General features: G+C 62.3%; 8 protein-coding genes, 2 tRNA genes, 3 rRNA genes and 1 pseudogene. 2 read left to right on the top strand and 12 right to left on the bottom strand.

Annotated elements, in window-relative coordinates; translation table 11 throughout:
* The first annotated feature begins 102 nt into the window (after positions 1-102).
* Positions 103-936, top strand: coding sequence for an isocitrate lyase/PEP mutase family protein (locus PWP93_RS19455; RefSeq protein WP_421045578.1), 834 nt, complete (start codon positions 103-105; stop codon positions 934-936).
* 27 nt (positions 937-963) lie between these two features.
* On the opposite strand, the gene PWP93_RS19450 is transcribed toward PWP93_RS19455, so the two are convergent.
* The 11 genes from PWP93_RS19450 to PWP93_RS19400 form a co-directional block, all read right to left on the bottom strand.
* Positions 964-1,782, bottom strand: coding sequence for a YfaP family protein (locus PWP93_RS19450; protein ID WP_421045577.1), 819 nt, complete (start codon positions 1,780-1,782; stop codon positions 964-966).
* A gap of 72 nt (positions 1,783-1,854) precedes the next feature.
* On the bottom strand, positions 1,855-3,564 hold the full coding sequence (locus PWP93_RS19445) for a DUF2300 domain-containing protein (RefSeq protein ID WP_421046121.1): 1,710 nt from the start codon (positions 3,562-3,564) through the stop codon (positions 1,855-1,857).
* 13 nt (positions 3,565-3,577) lie between these two features.
* Complete coding sequence (locus tag PWP93_RS19440; RefSeq protein ID WP_421045575.1) at positions 3,578-8,491, bottom strand: alpha-2-macroglobulin family protein; 4,914 nt, start codon at positions 8,489-8,491, stop codon at positions 3,578-3,580.
* 8 nt (positions 8,492-8,499) lie between these two features.
* Positions 8,500-9,189 carry a DUF1175 domain-containing protein gene (locus PWP93_RS19435; protein WP_421045574.1) on the bottom strand — a complete coding sequence of 230 codons (690 nt, stop codon included), beginning with the start codon at positions 9,187-9,189 and terminating at the stop codon, positions 8,500-8,502.
* A gap of 2 nt (positions 9,190-9,191) precedes the next feature.
* Positions 9,192-11,075, bottom strand: coding sequence for a DUF2138 family protein (locus tag PWP93_RS19430; protein ID WP_421045573.1), 1,884 nt, complete (start codon positions 11,073-11,075; stop codon positions 9,192-9,194).
* 809 nt (positions 11,076-11,884) lie between these two features.
* A 5S ribosomal RNA gene (gene rrf, locus PWP93_RS19425) occupies positions 11,885-11,998 on the bottom strand.
* 155 nt (positions 11,999-12,153) lie between these two features.
* Positions 12,154-15,033, bottom strand: a 23S ribosomal RNA gene (locus tag PWP93_RS19420).
* A 300-nt stretch (positions 15,034-15,333) separates the two neighbouring features.
* Positions 15,334-15,409: transfer RNA gene (locus PWP93_RS19415), tRNA-Ala, on the bottom strand.
* A gap of 43 nt (positions 15,410-15,452) precedes the next feature.
* Positions 15,453-15,529 (bottom strand) — tRNA-Ile (locus PWP93_RS19410).
* Between the two features lie 65 nt (positions 15,530-15,594).
* Positions 15,595-17,127: ribosomal RNA gene (locus PWP93_RS19405) — 16S ribosomal RNA — on the bottom strand.
* The 16S, 23S and 5S rRNA genes sit together here with 2 tRNA genes alongside, the layout of an rRNA operon.
* 174 nt (positions 17,128-17,301) lie before the next feature.
* Positions 17,302-17,523: a hypothetical protein gene (locus PWP93_RS19400; RefSeq protein WP_421045572.1), complete on the bottom strand. Its 222-nt coding sequence runs from the start codon at positions 17,521-17,523 to the stop codon at positions 17,302-17,304.
* Between the two features lie 76 nt (positions 17,524-17,599).
* On the opposite strand from PWP93_RS19400, the pseudogene PWP93_RS19395 reads away from it, so the two are divergent.
* Positions 17,600-17,737 (top strand): annotated as a pseudogene (locus PWP93_RS19395) (acyl-CoA dehydrogenase family protein); the annotation flags it as partial.
* 387 nt (positions 17,738-18,124) lie between these two features.
* On the opposite strand, the gene glmS reads toward PWP93_RS19395, so the two are convergent.
* Positions 18,125-19,942: a glutamine--fructose-6-phosphate transaminase (isomerizing) gene (gene glmS / locus PWP93_RS19390; RefSeq protein ID WP_421045570.1), complete on the bottom strand. Its 1,818-nt coding sequence runs from the start codon at positions 19,940-19,942 to the stop codon at positions 18,125-18,127.
* Positions 19,943-19,950 lie beyond the last annotated feature (8 nt).

The following is a 19,950-nucleotide window of genomic DNA, read 5'->3' as shown; positions in this document are numbered from 1 at the left end:
GGCCTTGCCGCACCGGCTCTCGCTCACCACGCTCGATGCGGGCGCGGCCGCGCCATATCGTCGGCTCGCCGCCCAGTCCTCTGCCACTCCTGGAGACACGCCATGCCCTCTTCGCCACGCAGCGTCGCGGAAAAACGCGCCGCATTCCGAGCCTTGCATACTTCCGGCTGCTTCCTCTTGCCCAACCCCTGGGATCCGGGCAGCGCGCGCTATCTCGAGAGCGTCGGCTTCAAAGCGCTCGCCACGACCAGTTCGGGTTTTGCGTGGTCGCGCGCCCGCGCCGACAATTCACTGCCTCGCGAGGCGATCCTCGCGCATCTGCGCGAGATGGTCGCGGCCACTGATTTGCCCCTCAACGCGGACTTCGAAAATGGCTTTGGCGCCGATGCCGCCGACGTTGCGCAGAGCGTGGGTCTCGCCGTCGACACGGGTGTCGCTGGGCTCTCGATAGAGGATTCGACTGGCGACCCCGCCGCGCCGCTGTTCCCGCTGGAGATCGCCGTGGAGCGCGTGAAGGCCGCGCGACGCGCCATCGACGAACGCGGCGGCGACACCTTGCTGGTCGCGCGCGCGGAAAACTTCTTCACTGGCGAACCCGATTTCGAAGATGCGCTCGCGCGCATCAAGGCCTATGCGGCGGCGGGCGCGGACTGCCTTTACATGCCGGGCATCCACGCACGCGAGCACATCGCTGCGGTGGTTGCGGCCGTTGCGCCCAAGCCCGTCAACGTGCTGATCGGCTCGGCTTCGGTATTCACGCTCCAGGATCTAGCGGCGTTGGGCGTGCGGCGCGTGAGCGTGGGCGGCGCACTGGCACGTTCCGCATGGGGTGGCTTCATGCGTGCCGCCCAGACGCTCGTGCAGGGTCGCTTCGACGGTTTCGTCGATGCTGCGCAGGGCAATCAGCTCAACGATTTATTCAGGGATCCTTCCTGATTTTTTTCGACGCTGCCGTTCCGTCACTCACGGCACGACGAAGCGCTTCACGAGCGTCAGCTCACCAGGCTTGCGCATTGGTGCGCGTATGGTCTCGCTCTTTTCGTTCGGCGTGCCTTCGTCGGTGATGATGGTGATCTGCGCCACAGTCATGTCGCTGCCGCTGTGGCCACTGCCGTAGTAGTTCACGTAGACAAGATACGTGCCGTGCAGTGGGGCAGCGCTCGAGTAGATCTCGGGGCCGTAGCCCGTCGTCACATCTACGTCGAGCGCACCGCCGTTCGGCGCCACGCGGTCGGCGTAGAACGTGTGCACACCGTCGGGCGACACCACGTGCAGGTCGAGGTCGGTGCCGTCTGTGTCCCACGCGAGCACGATCCGCAGGCGCGCCTGGGTCTTGCCCGTGTAGGCGTCGTAGAACTGCACGCGTTTGCGCGTGCCGTCCGCCGTGCGCAGCTCCACGCTGTTGCTGCCCGCGCCGAACGCAAACGGCCGCGAGAACTCGCCGTCTTCCTCGATGCGCTGAGGCATGGGCGTGCCGTTCACCACGAGCGTGCCCACCGAGGTACCCGGCTTGGCCTTGGGCGCCGCCTTGATGTGCCCCGCGATCAACGCGTTAGCCGATTGGCCCTCGGGCGTGCTCACGGCGACGGCGGGATAGTGGACGTCCTGCGTATAGCGCGCTTCGTCGCCGGCCGAATTGCGCCAGCCGTTCAGCGGCGCGGCGAAATCGATGGTGTCGGCATGCGCGGCGTTCGTGAACGCACCGAGCGCAAGCGCGGCGCCCGCGAGCCCGTGGCGCGAGAAATGACCAGAGAAGCGACGAGAGAGCTGGATCGGATGCATGCGGGTTCGCCTGGTTGTCGTGTCGCGATCATGCGCGGAGGGGGCAAAGATATTGAACGCTTTCATGTTCATTCAACTTCCAGTGAGGATCAGCTTGCGCGCGGTCTGTTCGATAAATGCCTCGTCCTGCCCGTGCGGATGGTGCGCAAACGCGAGATGCAGATACTCGTGCGCGAGCGCAATGCGGTCGTCATCGGAGCGCAGGCGGCGGATATAGACGCGATTACGCGCGGCATCGGCATAGGGGCGGCCCGTCGTCACCTCGCAGACGGCCGGCAGCTCGGGGGCTTCGTAGCCCGCCTCGCCCGCGAGACGCTGCGCCCAGACCGGCGCCTCGCGGCTCAGCCAGTCGCGCGCGCCCGCCACCGGTTCGCAGTCGCCCGCGAGCGGGCTCGCGAACGAGGTGAGCGTAGCCTGCGGCCAGGTGCGCGCGAGAATCGCATCGAACGCGAGGCCCCGTTGCGCCGCGGCCTTCGTGTCGAGCCAGCTCATCTGGCCGGGCGCCGCCTTGTCGTGATGAAACTGCACCGGCACGCCAGCAAGCACGAGCCCATCAGTGAAATCGGCGGCGCTGCGCGCAGCGCCGCGCGGCGCGCGCGGCAAGACGCGCTGCGTGCGGCTGCTGTCGTCGATGCGGTAGCAGCCACGCGCGCGGCCTGCGTTCTGCGCGAGATAGCTGCGCGCGGCCACTGCGAGTGCGCGCGCCGCCTGCGGCTGCGCAGTGTCGCCTTCGCGCTCGACCACGCGCGCGACATAGTCGTTCATGCCAAAGCGGCCGACGATGCTCGGCTTGCCGTTCTCGTCCCGCTCGAGCAGCAACTCGCCATGGCTTTCGATGGGCAGCCAGTTGCCGTTCTCGAATCTCACGCTGAATTTGCCGTCGAGCAGACCGGGCTGCGCGGGTCGTCCGCCCGCGCGCATATCGATCACGTTTCGGATCGGATAACGAGAAAAAAAGTCGACGACCACACAGGCACGGTCGTCAGGCACGGCGCTCTGCGCGACCAGCGGCGCAATACGCGGCGCCGCAGCGGCCAGCACGCGCACGCTGCCCCCGCGCCCGCCAAGCCAGACCGGCGTGCCATCGGCCAGCCAGCCGGCCGCGCCGCCTTCGTAGCCGCCGGAGTTCGCTGGATCGGGCATGGTCCAGGTCTTGGCTCGCAACAGGCTGCCATAGAGCGATACGGTGCCCTCGCCGCGCCCGCTCGTGACGACCGACACCAGCGTGCCCCCCGTGTCGTCGCGGGCGCGCGCCGGCACGGCCTGCAAGGCATCGAGCAGATCGGCCACACGCACGCGGCGCTCCGGGCGCAGTGCGTACAGATCCTGCAGCCATGCGGGCGCCTTCCGGGCGCGCCAATACTGGCGCCAGCCCGCCGAATCGAGCTGCAATCTGTGCGGCTCGAAAAAGAGGCCGCATGACTGCACCAGCGCGCGATCGCGGTCGATATGGCGGCCGGTCATGCAGCAGTACACCTCCTCGCGATCTCTGCCATCGCATTGATAGTCGGGTGCGGGAATCCGCTGGTCGACGAGATACGCATATACGAACAGCTTCCAGACGCTGCCGAGCTGCGTCTCGAGCGTCGGCGGCAACGGCGTGCCGGGACCCGGTGCGCTGGCCTCGGCCGCGGCATCGAATGTCCATAGTCGCGCGCTGCCATCGTGCAGCCAGGCAAAGCGCAGGGCCGACGGCGCCGCAGCCTGCGCAGGTCGCGGCAAACTGATTGCAAACGCAACCATTGCGAAGACGAGCGCCGCGCTCAACCCGGCAATACGCATCCTCACGCCGGCCTCACTCGATGCGCAGCGTGACCATGCGGTCGCTGCGGCCGCCTTCATACGCCTTCTGCTCCGGCTGGTACATGCGGAAGTAGCGTGCGGGCGGCATCGTGAACATGCCAGGCAGAGCGAAGCGCACGAGTTGGCGCAGCGCCAAGGGACGATCGAGCAAAGGCACGGGCTGGTGATAGCCGAGCTCGCCCATATCGTAGCTGGCCGCGCGCGCGAACGGCTGCGGACCGCTGCCGCCCTCGCCTGGGCCGGGCAGCCCGGCAATGCTCACGCCCCAGCTCGTCGCCTCCACGGACCCGCCCGGCGGCAGCGGCACGTCGAGCAAGCCGTAATGCAGCGCCGATTTGTCCTGCGGCGTGAGCGTGACTTCGTCGACGTAGAGCGCGTTGCTATCGATGGCGTCGCCGGTCTTCATGCGATGCGCCTCGAACGTGGCGCGACCCGCCTGCTTTTCAGCGTCGCTCGACGGCGCGATCGGATCGAGCCGATAAAGCGTGCGCTCGATCTTCACGGGCAGGCGGCTCGCGTGGCCCGCACGGCTGCGGTACGAAACCAGCGCCGAAACATCAGGATTTGCGCCACCCACGTCGAGCGAAGTTGGCAAAGCCGCGCCCGTCCACTTCCAGAGGGTTGCGCCCGTGGGCGTCGTCGTGCGCGCCCAGCCACTGCCGTGCAGTGCGGGCAACGGCTGTGCCGCATCCCGCGCGCGCGCGCCGCCCAAGGCCTTGCGCAGCCACAGCAACGTGAGCGCGCGGTCGACGGTCGGATAGGTCGCACTGCTCTGCGCGAGCACGGCGTTTGCATCCACGGGTGTGCCTGCGTCGCCGGCCATGGCCAGCAAGCCCTGGATCAGCGGCGTCGGATTCGTCATGAGCGACGCGCGTGCGCGCGCGGCCAGCGCATCGAAACCTTCAGGCAGGCTCGCGTTCGTTGCACGTGCCGTCCACGCAGTCAGCACCACGGCCGTTTGCAGGCCGCGCGGCGAATCTGGCGCGGCAAACACGAGACTGTCTTCCACGCCGTATGCGTCGCGAGATGATTTGGCATCCTGATCGAACATCGACGACGCCCGTTGCGCGAGCTGCCCTGCGACGCCTGACACGGGCGTCGCCACGGGCTGCCCCATCTGCTGCAGCAGCCAGAGCGCCAGCGCACGATGCAGCAACGGCTCTTTCGCGCCGCTGTCGCGATAGATTTCGAGCGCGTGCTGCCAGTTGCTGTCCGGCAGCGAGATGCCGAGGCTGCGGCTCGCGAGCCAGTCCGCGTAGTACGCGTAGGCCGTAATGAACGCGCTGCCCCCTGTGGTGTCGCCCCACCAGCCGAACGCGCCATTGATGCCTGCAAGCAACGCGAGCCGCTGGCGCTGATTACGCAGACGCGCCTCGAGACCCAGCGCCGTGCTCTGAGGCGTAGCGACGCCCGCCGCTGAACCATCGGCATCGCTGCCCAGCGCATCGTGTGCAAGTGCGAGCGGAATCAGACGGCTCGAGGTCTGCTCGGCGCAGCCGTATGGGTAAGCGATGAGATCGTCGGCCACGCGCGCAAACTGGCTCGTTCCCGTCGAAACGATGCGCACACGCACGTCCTGCGCATCGGGTGCGAGCGCGAGCGGCTTCGGATTGGCGTCTAGCGCGACGGGCATTTCGCGTAGATCGAGCCAGCCCGGCGCGCCAAGGCTCACCGAAGTCTGCAGGCGGTCCATCTCCTTGCCGCCCACGCGCAGGCTCGCATCGACGAGCCCCGGCGTGAGCGCCACGCGCGGCAGTGCCAGGTAATTCGCGCCGGGCTTGAGCGTGACCTTGCGATCGAGCGCGAGGCCCGCGCCGTCGACCGTCCATTGCGCATCCACATCGGACGAGCCCTGGTTGAACGCGAGCATGTCGATCGCCGGCTGGTCGCCGCTGCGGAAGCTCGCAGGGCCACTCCATTTCAGATAGAGCGGTTTGTCCGAGTGCACATACGCAGTGCGCTGCCCCACCGTGCCGTCCGCGGAAATCGCCCGCACGGTAATGCGCCAGCGCGCGAGTGCATCGGGCATGCGGAAGGTCATGCGCGTGTGGCCGCTCGCATCGGTTTGCAGATCGGCCTGCCATGCTGCCGTGTCGATGTCGTCGCGACGCGGGCGCTCCAGCACCTTTACGCCGCGTTCGTTGTACTGCCCGCGCTGCGGGCCACCCGGCGCGCCGCGCATCGCCGAAAGCGCGAGGTCGTAGGTAATGAACGAAAGACTCGACGTCGTGCGCACATTGTTGCGGCGCGGATGATAAAAGAAGTCCACGATGTCAGGCGCAATTTCGGGTTGCAGCACGTACACCATTTCGTCGACCACGCTCACGGTGAGACGAGCGGGCAGCGCCTTGCCGCCAAGCGTGCTGCCCAGATCGAGCGTCACGGTTTCGCCCGGCGCGTAGACGGACTTGTCGCTCTTCACGGCGAGATCGATCGACGGCTTCGCGACCACGATGCCAGCGTTCTGGAATACGTATTCGCCGTCGTGCACGTAGAGCACCGAGAACGTCATGTTGGGAGCGAACTCCGGGCCGACCTTGATGCGCGCTTTCCATTGCGCGGGGGCAACGCGCTTGAGCGTCAGCCAGTCCGCGCCCGTCGAAAGCAATGCGCGCGCTTCCACGCTGTCGCGTTCGAGCGTGAGCAACGCATCGTCCACGGCATACGGGAACGTGATGAGCGCTTCGGCCGTATCGCCGATCTTGTAGCGGTCCCGGTCGAACACCACTTCGACGCTGCCGGGAATCGCCTTGAGGCCATCCCCCGCCACCCAGTGGCTGACCGCTGCGAGCAGGTTGCCCGCGTCGTCCTTTACCGAGAGCATGTACGAGCCCGGTTCGTCGAATTGAATCGGGAAGCTCACGCGGCCGTCCGGGCTCGCTGCGGGTAGCGTTGCGTCGGCCTTCGTCTGCGACTCCAGACGCACCCATTCCCACTTCGCCGGTTTGTGCGCCGGCACCGCGTTCGTGTTGCTGCCTGGGTTGGCGCTGGCACTCGCCGCCCCGGCCGACCCAGCCGCTCCGGCCAGCGTGAACGTCACGCGCTCGTGCGGCTGCGAGAATGATTTGGCCGTGTTCAAGCGATACGGCGTCGCGCCGCGCGCGATCAGCACTTCGCGCGTCACGCGCACGCGATACGCGGCGCCGTCCTGCGCGAACAGGGTGAGCGCGTAGCGGCTCGGCTCCTTCGCGGCGGGCAGTGTGAGCGTGACGTTGCCGTCGCTATCGGTCTTCAGTTCCTGCTGTTCGAGCTTCACGGGAAAGAGGCCCGAATAGCGCAACTCGCCGTCCACGATCGCCACTTTCTGTGCGCGCAGCGTGACCGACACCTTGCCGTTTTTCACGGGCTTGCCGTCCGGGTAGCGCAGCTCGATCTTGCCCTTGGGCGCGTCGCCGGTCGCGTAATCGGACTTGTCCATCGTGAGATTGACGTCGAAGTGCGGCTTCACGTACTCCGCTACGCGGAATGCACCGCCGTAGCTATTGCCGTTGTAGTCGAAGCGCAGCGTATAGCCGCCGCCCTGCGCGGTCGCCGGCAGCGTGAAGGTCGTTTCGCCGCCGCTTTCCGATGCGAAATCCACGTTGCGCGTCGCGATCGGCGCGCCGTTCGGATCGAGCACGTCGAGCTTGAGCTGCGCGGGCGCGGCGGGCGTCGACTGATTCGCACTCTGAAACGTGCGGCCGATGAACTTCACGTGGACAGCGTCACCAGGGCGATAGAGCGGCCTGTCCGTTACCGCGTAGATTTTGGTGTTGTAGATCTCGCTGTCGTAGTAGAAGTTTTCCGATACGAAAACACCGCCCTGCGGATCGCTGCCGATCACGTAGCTGCGCTCCGGTGAGACGTGCTGGAGCATCAGCGCGCCATCCGCGCCGGTGGAGCCGCTTTGCAGCACGCCCACGCCATCGGTCCAGCTCACTTCCGTGCCGGCAACCGGCTTGCCGTTGTCGTGCCGCGCCGTCCACACCAGCAAACCGCTCGACGCAGCCTTCACGACCGCGACCGTATCGGAAACGAACAACAGAGTATGCGCGCGGTAATTTCCGATCATCGCCTCGACGAGATAGAGCCCCGGCTGCAGCTTGCCGACCGGAATCATCACGTTGCCCGACTGCGCCTCCAGGAAGTTGCTACTACTGCCTGCGAGGTTCACGCCCTTGGGTGGCTGAATCGTCTTCGCGTTCCAGATCGGATAGCGGAAGCGCGTGACAAGTTCGTAGCCCCGCAGCGGCGCGAAGCGCGCTTGAGGCTCGAAATGCGTGGGCGCGTTCGGTTGCTCGCCGAGCTTGAATTCGGGCTTCGCCTCGGTGACCTTGCTGCGCGTCGCGAACGAAAGTACGCGCTGCCACGCGCGGCGCGCATCGCTGAGCCAGCGGTCCCACAGGTACGAGAGCGTATTCGCGAGACCCTCGCCCTGATAGTTCGGCTTGATGTTCAGTCGATGCAGGTTCTTCTGCGCCTTTAGAAACTCGAGTGGATTCGGCACCCTGTAGACGACGATATCAGCGCCGCCATAGCTTTCGAGCTCCGACTGGAATTCGCGGCCCGGTGCTTCCAGACGCACCTGCGCGAGCTGGTCGCTGCCGTAGCTCGCATCGGAAAGCAGGAAAAACGGCTGGCCCTGCACGACCTGACTGTCGTAGCCGCTGGGCGGCGGCGCGCCCAGCGTGGGATTCGCGTCGATGCTCTGCTGTGCGGCGTTGTCGCCCTCGTCAGCCCAGGCGGGCGCCGCCCCCAGGCCCAGACACAGCGCAAGTAACGCGATCAGTGCTGCAAGCAGCGCCGCAGCGCCCGAACATGCGCCGTATTTCGTATAGGAAATCCGTGCCTGTGCCAAGAATTTCGCATTGGAAACGCGCGGGAAATACGGCGCGGCGGAACGCAGAGAGAAGAGCAGACGTTGCATGGCGGCACTCATGGCGTCAGGAACGAGAAACGAAACACCCCGACGAAGTTCGGATTGCCGTCGAACGGCTGCCAGCGGGAATCTTTCCATTGCATCAGGTCGGAAACGGCGACGGCGCGCAGACCGCTATCGGTCGGCGTGACGGTGCCCGTGTGATAGGCGATGTAGCGGTCCAGCCAGATCATCAGATGCTGGTCGTCGCCTTGATCGAAGAACAGCAGGTCGCCAGGCAGCGCCTGATTGACGTCGCGCGAAACGAAGCGGCTATTGCGTTGAATGAGCGCAATAGCCGAGGCATAGGCGCCCACGCTGCCATCGATGCGCGTCCAGCGGCTCGCGAGCGCGCGCTGCTGCGGGCTCAGTTGCAGTTCGGGCGGCAGCCGGCTTGCGTCGCCCGCGCCGTTCATACCGTTGGCCTTGAGCCAGCGCGCGTCATGCTCGCGCAGCGCCTCAACGGCGGCAAAGCGCACGAGGCCGGCGCAGTCACGCTGGGTCCAGCGCGGCGTGGGACCGCGACGCATCTGCTGATCGACGATGCGCACGAACCACGCACGAAATATCGTCGACTGACCGGGCGTGAGTGCGTCGGGGTCGGGCGCGGATTGCGTTGGCATGAGCGCTCGCACCGGGCCCGCAAGCGCCACGCCGAGCGCGGCCGCTCCGGCCGCCGCGCATCGATGGAAAAAGCGGCGGCGCACGATCAGTCGCCGCTCGCGCCGGGCTGCGCCGGCTGGTCTTCGGCATGCTGTGCGGAGTCTGTGCTGGCGTCGCCGAGGGTGGCTTTGGCGGCATCGTTGTCCGCGTCTTTCGGGCCTGCGCCCAGCGGATGCCCCGCTGCCGCGTCGCCGCGCGGTCCCACGCCCGCTCGCGGCTCGACATGCCACTCCACGGGCACCCAGCCCGCCGACGAAGGCAGCGAGCCCGGCAGGCTCAACGCCAGCGGCGGGTAGCTCGCCACCGCGTGCAGCTTCGGCAGCAAATGCGTGCGCGCGGCGTTGCGGAAGATCGCCTCTTGATCGGCCGGCAATGCACGCCCGGCCTCGCGCTCCACAAGCGCCGCCGCGGTGGACGGCGTGATCGACACCATGGTGGTCGACAGGCGCTGCGGCGAGAGCGTATCGGCAATGGCCGGGTAGCGCTTGTCCAGCACGGCGAGCGTGTCGTCCACGAGATGCGCGTCGGGCGAGAACACCACATAGCCGTGCGCGAGCGCGAGCGTCACCGGAAAGTAGCGCGGCGCGGAAAGCTGCGCCGCGTAGGACGAGCCGGCGCTCTGCGCCGTGCCTGAGCGCGCGCTCACCGCGCGCGTCCACAGCGTGACGCCAGCAGACGGCTCCTTCGTCATCACCGGCAAACGCCGATAGCCTGCCTCATTGGCCGCCTTCGCTTCATACGCGCCAATGGCGTCACCAAAGACGCTCGCAAGCGCGCCTTTGACCACTGCCAGTTGGGCCGGATCCTGCGCCGCCCCGGGTTTGAGGCGCGCCACGAACACGGGCGCCACGACTGTCGACTTCGCATACCAGCACACGCCCGCGGGTCCGGCGAAGCGTTCGCGCAAAACTTTCGACGCCACTTGTTCGCCCTCGCCCAGCTTGCCGAGTAATTCGGCAGCATCGTTCCAGTCGACCGGCAGGCTCGCGCAGGCCGCCGCGTTCGCGGGCAACGCACGCCAGAGATCGGCGCTGTCCCAGTGCTGCGGCAGATGAGCGGGATCGACGAGCGCGGCCGTGCTCCACGCGCCGCTCGCGCTCGCATCGTTCTTGCCCGACGCGCCGAAATCGAAACGCAGCGCATTGACGCCGGAGAAAAAAGCCTGATATCCGAATGAAAGATAATTGACCGAGACGATCAGCCGATGCCCGTTCACCCCGGCAGGCGCGCGTTCGAGACGATACGTGCGCAGAGCATCGTCGCCGCCGTCATCGAGCATCTTCGCAAGCGCCTGCGCGCGCGCGCCGATCGTCTTGCCGTCCGCGTCGAGCAAAATGCCTGGCTCCGACATGATGATGAGCCGCTCGCCCTTCGCCGCGAACAGCAGCGTATGGCCGACCGCGAGCTTGAGCGCGTAGACCGGCACGTCGCCGGAAAGCGTGGCCGCCTGGTTCAACTGGCTGTCGCCGGTCGCGACGTTACCCACGGCCTGCATCACCTTAGCGAGGCCGTTGCGACGCATCGTCATCACCCAATAACCGAGGCGGCCGTCGGGCGAGCGCCATAGCAGCACACGCGAGGGTTCATCGAATACACGCTTGATGAGTTCGTCGCGCCAGTCGAGATCGTGTTCGAATGCGAGCCGCCGGACAGCGCCTTCTGCAGAAAGACGCGTGGAATTGGACTCGTAATAGTCGACAAAATCGCGCGTGAGCAGCGTATGCAGCAACGGCACGCGAATCATGTCGCGCGGCAAACGCGAAAGGGCCGCGCTGTCGATAATGGCGTCGGGATAATGAATATCAAAAGCGACTTCGTGAGACCGAAATGTCGATCTTCCACCGAATGGACGCCAGATCGCCTGAATGGCGACCAGTGCAACGATTAAAACCGCGGCTGTTAGCGCGGCCTTTTTGCGCGTCAACTTCATCGAATCAATCGCCCTGAACTGGAGTATCGGTTTTCTTCTGTACCGGCACCCCTCATTGGCAGGGCGCACGGCCGCTTGCTTGCCGCACGCCGGTTCTCTCTCTGCGAGCGACTATTTTCAGTTGCCAGCGATACTACCGTAAAAATTATCTAAATGCCGCGAATGATTCCGGGTGCGTGAAATATCCATATATTTTCACGTTTTATCGTCGTGCACGTTGCATGACGCATTATTGATTGCCCGAATTGCGGCGCTGAATTGAGTCGATGTGCGCCGTGTGGCAGCGCACTAGAATGAGTTCATCAACAGGGCAAACAGGAGGCGTCATTCACGACAACGCAGCAAGACGACCTTCACTTCGGTCCCACACGTGCTCGCGCGCCGCAATTGCATGGCCTTCGCCGGCGCGACCGCAGAAACCAGGTCGCCAGGCTTCTCACCTCAAAGGTCGTGGCCGCTACCGTATAGAGTCCAGCCATTCTCTGAGTAGTCCAGCAAACTCGCCCACGAACCCAAGGCATGACGCCCGCGCAAGGCAACGGCACCATGCTTCTTTTTGTTGGTGGACACTCGAGGGCTCGAGTAGAGCAAAAAGCTACGCGGATTTGCCCACGCCGTCCCGGGCATACTTGCATTGCGATCAAGTCCGGCAAGGCACTCGAGATCAAGTACGTTCCCGCCGGCAATGCGGTGCGTCAGTCATCCTGCACATGCGCACTGCGCCGGCTCTGCTATTTTCCACGCACGTAAACGCCAGAACCCCGGCGCTCATTCTGAGCCACCGGGGTTCTGGACATACTGCATAAGGAGCCTGACGATTACCTACTTTCACACGGGCAATCCGCACTATCATCGGCGTGGAGCTGTTTCACGGTCCTGTTCGGGATGGGAAGGGGTGGGACCAGCTCGCTATGGTCATCAGGCATGACGGGTTGCTGCGTCGCACGGGTTTGGGTCAACCTGGCGCCACAGCCAATCGGGAAGAAGCGTAAAGAGGTGCTGTTTCTTGGGGTTGTGTTGTTTCCGGCACAACACCGATCTCTCAACCGTGCGTCTGTTCTCAAGACACACCTGTTATAGGATCAAGCCTTACGGGCAATTAGTATCAGTTAGCTTAACGCATTACTGCGCTTCCACACCTGACCTATCAACGTCCTGGTCTCGAACGACCCTTCAAGGGGATCAAGTCCCCGGGGAAGTCTCATCTTGAGGCGAGTTTCCCGCTTAGATGCTTTCAGCGGTTATCTCTTCCGAACATAGCTACCCGGCAATGCCACTGGCGTGACAACCGGTACACCAGAGGTTCGTCCACTCCGGTCCTCTCGTACTAGGAGCAGGCCCCCTCAAACTTCCAGCGCCCACGGCAGATAGGGACCAAACTGTCTCACGACGTTTTAAACCCAGCTCACGTACCTCTTTAAATGGCGAACAGCCATACCCTTGGGACCGGCTACAGCCCCAGGATGAGATGAGCCGACATCGAGGTGCCAAACACCGCCGTCGATATGAACTCTTGGGCGGTATCAGCCTGTTATCCCCAGAGTACCTTTTATCCGTTGAGCGATGGCCCTTCCATACAGAACCACCGGATCACTATGACCTGCTTTCGCACCTGCTCGACTTGTCAGTCTCGCAGTCAAGCACGCTTATGCCATTGCACTATCAGCACGATTTCCGACCGTACCTAGCGTACCTTCGTACTCCTCCGTTACACTTTGGGAGGAGACCGCCCCAGTCAAACTGCCTACCATGCACTGTCCCCGACCCGGATCACGGGCCAAGGTTAGAACCTCAAACAGATCAGGGTGGTATTTCAAGGACGGCTCCATGCAGACTGGCGTCCACACTTCACAGCCTCCCACCTATCCTACACAAACCGGTTCAAAGTCCAATGCAAAGCTACAGTAAAGGTTCATGGGGTCTTTCCGTCTAGCCGCGGGGAGATTGCATCATCACAAACACTTCAACTTCGCTGAGTCTCGGGAGGAGACAGTGTGGCCATCGTTACGCCATTCGTGCAGGTCGGAACTTACCCGACAAGGAATTTCGCTACCTTAGGACCGTTATAGTTACGGCCGCCGTTTACCGGGACTTCAATCAAGAGCTTGCACCCCATCATTTAATCTTCCGGCACCGGGCAGGCGTCACACCCTATACGTCCACTTTCGTGTTTGCAGAGTGCTGTGTTTTTATTAAACAGTCGCAGCCACCAGTTTATTGCAACCCCTTCACCCTCGGAGCGCAGGCTCCTCAAGCTACCAGGGCGTACCTTATCCCGAAGTTACGGTACCAATTTGCCGAGTTCCTTCTCCCGAGTTCTCTCAAGCGCCTTAGAATACTCATCTCGCCCACCTGTGTCGGTTTGCGGTACGGTTAATGTTGAACTGAAGCTTAGAGGCTTTTCCTGGAACCCCTTCCAGTTGCTTCGCTTCCGAAGAAGCTCGCGCCACACCCTTGAATTGCGCGCCCGGATTTGCCAAAGCGCCTTCTCCAATGCAGCGACCGGGACTTCCAACACCCGGACAACCTTCCGCGATCCGTCCCCCCATCGCATTCAACACTAGTGCAGGAATATTGACCTGCTTCCCATCAGCTACGCATTTCTGCCTCGCCTTAGGGGCCGACTCACCCTACGCCGATGAACGTTGCGTAGGAAACCTTGGGCTTACGGCGAGGGGGCCTTTCACCCCCTTTATCGCTACTCATGTCAGCATTCGCACTTCCGATACCTCCAGCACACCTTCCGGTGCACCTTCGCAGGCTTACGGAACGCTCTCCTACCATGCACATAAATGTGCATCCGCAGCTTCGGTATATGGCTTAGCCCCGTTACATCTTCCGCGCAGGACGACTCGATCAGTGAGCTATTACGCTTTCTTTAAAGGGTGGCTGCTTCTAAGCCAACCTCCTGACTGTTTTAGCCTTCCCACTTCGTTTCCCACTTAGCCATATTTGGGGACCTTAGCTGGCGGTCTGGGTTGTTTCCCTCTTGACACCGGACGTTAGCACCCGATGTCTGTCTCCCGTGATTGCACTCTTCGGTATTCGGAGTTTGCTATGGCGACGTAATCCGCAATGGACCCATCAACCATGACAGTGCTCTACCCCCGAAGGTGATACACGAGGCACTACCTAAATAGTTTTCGGAGAGAACCAGCTATTTCCAGGTTTGTTTAGCCTTTCACCCCTATCCACAGCTCATCCCCTAACTTTTCAACGTTAGTGGGTTCGGTCCTCCAGCACGTGTTACCGTGCCTTCAACCTGGCCATGGATAGATCACCTGGTTTCGGGTCTACACCCAGCGACTGGACGCCCTGTTCGGACTCGCTTTCGCTACGCCTGCCCTATTCGGTTAAGCTTGCCACTGAATGTAAGTCGCTGACCCATTATACAAAAGGTACGCCGTCACCCCTCGCGAGGCTCCGACTGTTTGTATGCATGCGGTTTCAGGATCTGTTTCACTCCCCTCCCGGGGTTCTTTTCGCCTTTCCCTCACGGTACTGGTTCACTATCGGTCGATCACGAGTATTTAGCCTTGGAGGATGGTCCCCCCATCTTCAGACAGGATTTCACGTGTCCCGCCCTACTTGTCGCATCCCTAGTTCTTCCGTTCCGTTTTCGTCTACAGGGCTATCACCTGCTATGGCCGCACTTTCCAGAGCGTTCGACTAACGGTACAGATAAAGAATGCAGGCTGATCCCATTTCGCTCGCCACTACTCTGGGAATCTCGGTTGATTTCTTTTCCTGCGGCTACTTAGATGTTTCAGTTCGCCGCGTTCGCTTCACGTGACCTATGTATTCAGTCACGGATACTCCATTCGGAGTGGGTTTCCCCATTCGGACATCCCCGGATCAAAGCTTGTTTGCCAGCTCCCCGGGGCTTTTCGCAGGCTACCGCGTCCTTCATCGCCTGTGATCGCCAAGGCATCCACCACATGCACTTGTTCGCTTGACCCTATAACGGGTGTGTCTCGCCGCGGCTTCCCGCTCCGGACTCACTCGCTACAGGCTGAGTTTTCGCGTTGTGCCGTATTCCAAAGCCCTCTTTCGAGGAACTTAAAAATACATCGATACAATCACAACCCTGATTCACCTACTCCACACCCATCTCTAAGTGTGTTTCAGATAAATCTCTTTACTACTTCTTCCTGATTGTTAAAGAACGACAGCCGATATTTTCATACCGCTCTGACTGGCTCAATCGCCAATGCAAAAGGCTCTGCTGAACTTCAGCAGAACGCTGTGCATTAGGGATTGGTGGAGGATGACGGGATCGAACCGACGACCCCCTGCTTGCAAAGCAGGTGCTCTCCCAGCTGAGCTAATCCCCCAGTCACATACTCAAGGGATTGCCTCCGCCTCTGGCAGACAAAGTGGTGGGTCTGGATGGATTCGAACCATCGACCCCCGCCTTATCAAGACGGTGCTCTAACCGACTGAGCTACAGACCCCTGAGTCTGTCTTTTCTACAGCCGACAAGTGTGAGCGCTTCAATGTGCTTCGCAATGAGCTCTGGAAAGGAGGTGATCCAGCCGCACCTTCCGATACGGCTACCTTGTTACGACTTCACCCCAGTCATGAATCCTGCCGTGGTGACCGTCCTCCTTGCGGTTAGACTAGCCACTTCTGGCAAAACCCACTCCCATGGTGTGACGGGCGGTGTGTACAAGACCCGGGAACGTATTCACCGCGGCATGCTGATCCGCGATTACTAGCGATTCCAGCTTCACGCAGTCGAGTTGCAGACTGCGATCCGGACTACGATCGGTTTTCTGGGATTGGCTCCACCTCGCGGCTTGGCAACCCTCTGTTCCGACCATTGTATGACGTGTGAAGCCCTACCCATAAGGGCCATGAGGACTTGACGTCATCCCCACCTTCCTCCGGTTTGTCACCGGCAGTCTCCCCGGAGTGCTCTTGCGTAGCAACTGGGGACAAGGGTTGCGCTCGTTGCGGGACTTAACCCAACATCTCACGACACGAGCTGACGACAGCCATGCAGCACCTGTGTGACGGCTCCCTTTCGGGCACTCCCGGCTCTCACCAGGATTCCGTCCATGTCAAGGGTAGGTAAGGTTTTTCGCGTTGCATCGAATTAATCCACATCATCCACCGCTTGTGCGGGTCCCCGTCAATTCCTTTGAGTTTTAATCTTGCGACCGTACTCCCCAGGCGGTCAACTTCACGCGTTAGCTACGTTACCAAGCCAATGAAGGCCCGACAACCAGTTGACATCGTTTAGGGCGTGGACTACCAGGGTATCTAATCCTGTTTGCTCCCCACGCTTTCGTGCATGAGCGTCAGTATTGGCCCAGGGGGCTGCCTTCGCCATCGGTATTCCTCCACATCTCTACGCATTTCACTGCTACACGTGGAATTCTACCCCCCTCTGCCATACTCTAGCCTTGCAGTCACCAATGCAGTTCCCAGGTTAAGCCCGGGGATTTCACATCGGTCTTGCAAAACCGCCTGCGCACGCTTTACGCCCAGTAATTCCGATTAACGCTTGCACCCTACGTATTACCGCGGCTGCTGGCACGTAGTTAGCCGGTGCTTATTCTTCCGGTACCGTCATCCCCCCGGGGTATTAACCCAGAGGTTTTCTTTCCGGACAAAAGTGCTTTACAACCCGAAGGCCTTCTTCACACACGCGGCATTGCTGGATCAGGCTTGCGCCCATTGTCCAAAATTCCCCACTGCTGCCTCCCGTAGGAGTCTGGGCCGTGTCTCAGTCCCAGTGTGGCTGGTCGTCCTCTCAGACCAGCTACAGATCGTCGGCTTGGTAGGCCTTTACCCCACCAACTACCTAATCTGCCATCGGCCACCCCAATAGCGCGAGGTCTTGCGATCCCCCGCTTTCATCCACAGATCGTATGCGGTATTAATCCGGCTTTCGCCGGGCTATCCCCCACTACTGGACATGTTCCGATGTATTACTCACCCGTTCGCCACTCGCCACCAGGTGCAAGCACCCGTGCTGCCGTTCGACTTGCATGTGTAAGGCATGCCGCCAGCGTTCAATCTGAGCCAGGATCAAACTCTTCAGTTCAATACCTGTTACTGTTTTCTGTCCCTCTCGAGACAGGTCGCTCACTCAAAGCTGACAGGTTCTGAATAAATTCAAAAACCTGACTTACTTTTGTGTGAGACTCTTGATACTTTCGCTACTCCCGGTCACTCCCGAAAGAGTCACCAGGTCACGAAACCCATCAAGCGCCCACACTTATCGGCTGTAAATTTTTAAAGAGCAATTCGTCTTAATCGCTTCGTTTTCGTTCGCAGCGATCAGCGAAGGAGGCGAATTATGCGGGTCATTCGCGGGGCCGTCAAGCGTCTTTTTGAAAATTTTTTCAGGGCCTATTTTTCCCTCGTTCAACCCGACGGCAAACGCCGCCACGGCCCCTGGCAGCAAACTCGCGGTGCGAAGCCGTCTGAGATCGGGCATGGCGACCGTGCGTGCGCCTCACCTCAACTGACCTGACGCGGCCCAGCCGTTGCATGGGAGCACCCCAGCCGGCAGCATGCGCGCCTGGGGCGCCGCATTGCACACGGCTCTGCTTGTGGGGGCGCTAGTGCGGAGTTTCGAACTCGCCCTGCAGTACGGCAACGACCGCACGCAATTCGGCCGGTCGATCGGCAAATTCCAGGCGATCCAGCACCCGATCGCGACGATGGCCGAACACGTGGCCGCCGCGCGCATCGCCACGGTCAGCGCTTTTTCCCCAAGGTCTTCCGTGCCTTCCTCCTCGCCGCCATCGCCAAAGCGCGCGCCAGCGAGGCGGCGACCCTCGCGGCCTCGGTCGCTCATGCGGTGCACGACGCCATCGGCGTCACGGGGAATACCACCTGCAGCTGTACCCCCGTTGCCTGCACTCGGCGTCTCGCTCATAGCTCGGAGACGCGCTGGCACGAGGTCATCGGTCGGGCGCTGCTCGATGCAAAAGATTCGACGATCGGCGATTTCGTGCGGGGCGTGTGGAGACGCGTCGCGCCAAAGTGGGCTCGCAACTATTCTAGGGAGCCTGGCTAAGGCCACGCGCACCGCACTATTCCACCGTCACCGACTTGGCAAGATTGCGCGGTTTATCGATATCGGTCCCGCGCAAGCACGCCACGTGATACGCGAGCAACTGCAGCGCCACCACGTGAAGCACCGGCGAAAGCGCCCCGAACCACGCCGGCATGTGAATCAGGCGCTGGCCCGACTCCGCCGTCAAACCCGTGTCCGAATCGGCGAGTATGAAAAGGCGCCCGCCTCGCGACCGCACCTCCTCCATATTCGACTTCAGTTTATGCAGCAGCGTATCGTTGGGCGCGGTCACGATCACAGGCATCGCGTCGGTCACGAGCGCGAGCGGCCCGTGCTTGAGTTCTCCGGCGGGATAGCCTTCCGCGTGAATATAGGAAATCTCCTTGAGCTTGAGCGCGCCTTCCAGTGCAATGGGATAGTGCGTGCCGCGCCCGAGAAACAGCGCGTGATCGGATTGATACAACGCTTCTGCCCACGCCATGATCTCCGGCTCCCGCGCCAGCACATTGCGCATCGCGTCCGGCAGCGCAGCGAGCTGGCGCAGGTAGTTCGCGGCTTCGCTCTCGCTCACATGTCCGCGCTGTTTGCCCATCTGGATTGCAAGCATGAACAACGCGACGAGTTGAGTCGTAAAAGCCTTGGTCGAGGCCACTCCCACCTCGGGGCCTGCCTCTGTGATAAATGCCCAGCGGCACTGCCTGACCATCGCGCTTGCCGCGACATTGCAGATCGCCAGCGTTCGCTGCTCGCCCATCGACTGCGTATAGCGCAGCGCCGCAAGCGTATCGGCCGTCTCCCCCGATTGCGAAACCGCGACCACCAGCGTGTTGCCCGGCGATACGTAGTCGCGATAGCGGTATTCGCTGGAGATCTCCGCTCGCGCGGCAACGTTGGCAAAACGCTCGAACCAGCCGCAAGCGGTCAGCGCCGCGTAATGGCTGGTGCCACAGCCGAGCAGCATCACGTTCGTCACGTCGGCCAGATCCTCCGGATTCGGCATGCCTGCCTGATGCGGTTCGCGATCGTTGACTGTCGCGATCGTGCGCGCGACCGCCACCGGCTGCTCGAAGATTTCCTTCTGCATGAAGTGACGGTAAGCGCCCAGCTCCGCATCCGACGCATGGCGCACGAAGGTAATCTCGCGGCGCGCAACCGCCTGCCCTGCCTTGTCGATAATCTTGACGTCCCTACCTTCGATATCGACGAGATCGCCTTCCTCGAGATATACGAATCGTTCGGCACAGCCCGCGAGCGCGAATGTATCCGAGGCAAGAAATACGCCTTCCGCACCGATGCCGACCACCAGCGGCGACCCCTGCCGTGCGCCGATCACCCGTCCGGGCTCGTCGCGGCACATCACGGCGATCGCATATGCGCCTTGCAACAACTGTGTCGCATCGCGTACCGCCGCGAGAATGTCGCCGCGATAGTGTTCGTGAACGAGATGCGCGATCACTTCGGTATCGGTTTGACTCGCGAACTCATAGCCTTTTTCTCGCAGCGCCTGGCGCAGCTGCTCGTGGTTCTCGACGATGCCGTTATGCACGACCGCAATCTGCTCGCCGGAAAAGATGGGATGCGCATTGTCGATCACCGGCATGCCGTGCGTCGCCCAACGGGTATGCGCGATGCCGGTCGCGCCATCGAGGTCGACCGCACGCGCATCGGCCTCCAGCGTGCACACGCGCGAAAGGGTGCGCACCCGGCGCGCCTGGCCGCGCTGGAGCACCGCCACTCCACATGAGTCATACCCGCGGTACTCGAGCCGCTTCAAACCTTCCAGCAACGAAGGAACGATGTTGCGCTGGGACACGCCCGCAACGATTCCGCACATGATCGCCT

This window comes from Paraburkholderia sp. A1RI-2L, from assembly GCF_048957375.1.
Taxonomy (GTDB): Bacteria; Pseudomonadota; Gammaproteobacteria; order Burkholderiales; family Burkholderiaceae; genus Paraburkholderia.
Note: the sequence above shows the minus strand (reverse complement) of the source record. Positions and strands in the feature narration are given on the sequence as shown.

Bases quoted from the DNA above. Each gene is read 5' to 3' on its own strand.
- PWP93_RS19455 (WP_421045578.1), top strand. From the start codon at position 103: ATGCCCTCTTCGCCACGCAGCGTCGCGGAAAAACGCGCCGCATTCCGA.
- PWP93_RS19450 (WP_421045577.1), bottom strand. From the start codon at position 1,782: ATGCATCCGATCCAGCTCTCTCGTCGCTTCTCTGGTCATTTCTCGCGC.
- PWP93_RS19445 (WP_421046121.1), bottom strand. From the start codon at position 3,564: ATGCGTATTGCCGGGTTGAGCGCGGCGCTCGTCTTCGCAATGGTTGCG.
- PWP93_RS19440 (WP_421045575.1), bottom strand. From the start codon at position 8,491: ATGCAACGTCTGCTCTTCTCTCTGCGTTCCGCCGCGCCGTATTTCCCG.
- PWP93_RS19430 (WP_421045573.1), bottom strand. From the start codon at position 11,075: ATGAAGTTGACGCGCAAAAAGGCCGCGCTAACAGCCGCGGTTTTAATC.
- PWP93_RS19400 (WP_421045572.1), bottom strand. From the start codon at position 17,523: ATGCCCGATCTCAGACGGCTTCGCACCGCGAGTTTGCTGCCAGGGGCC.
- glmS (WP_421045570.1), bottom strand. From the start codon at position 19,942: ATGTGCGGAATCGTTGCGGGCGTGTCCCAGCGCAACATCGTTCCTTCG.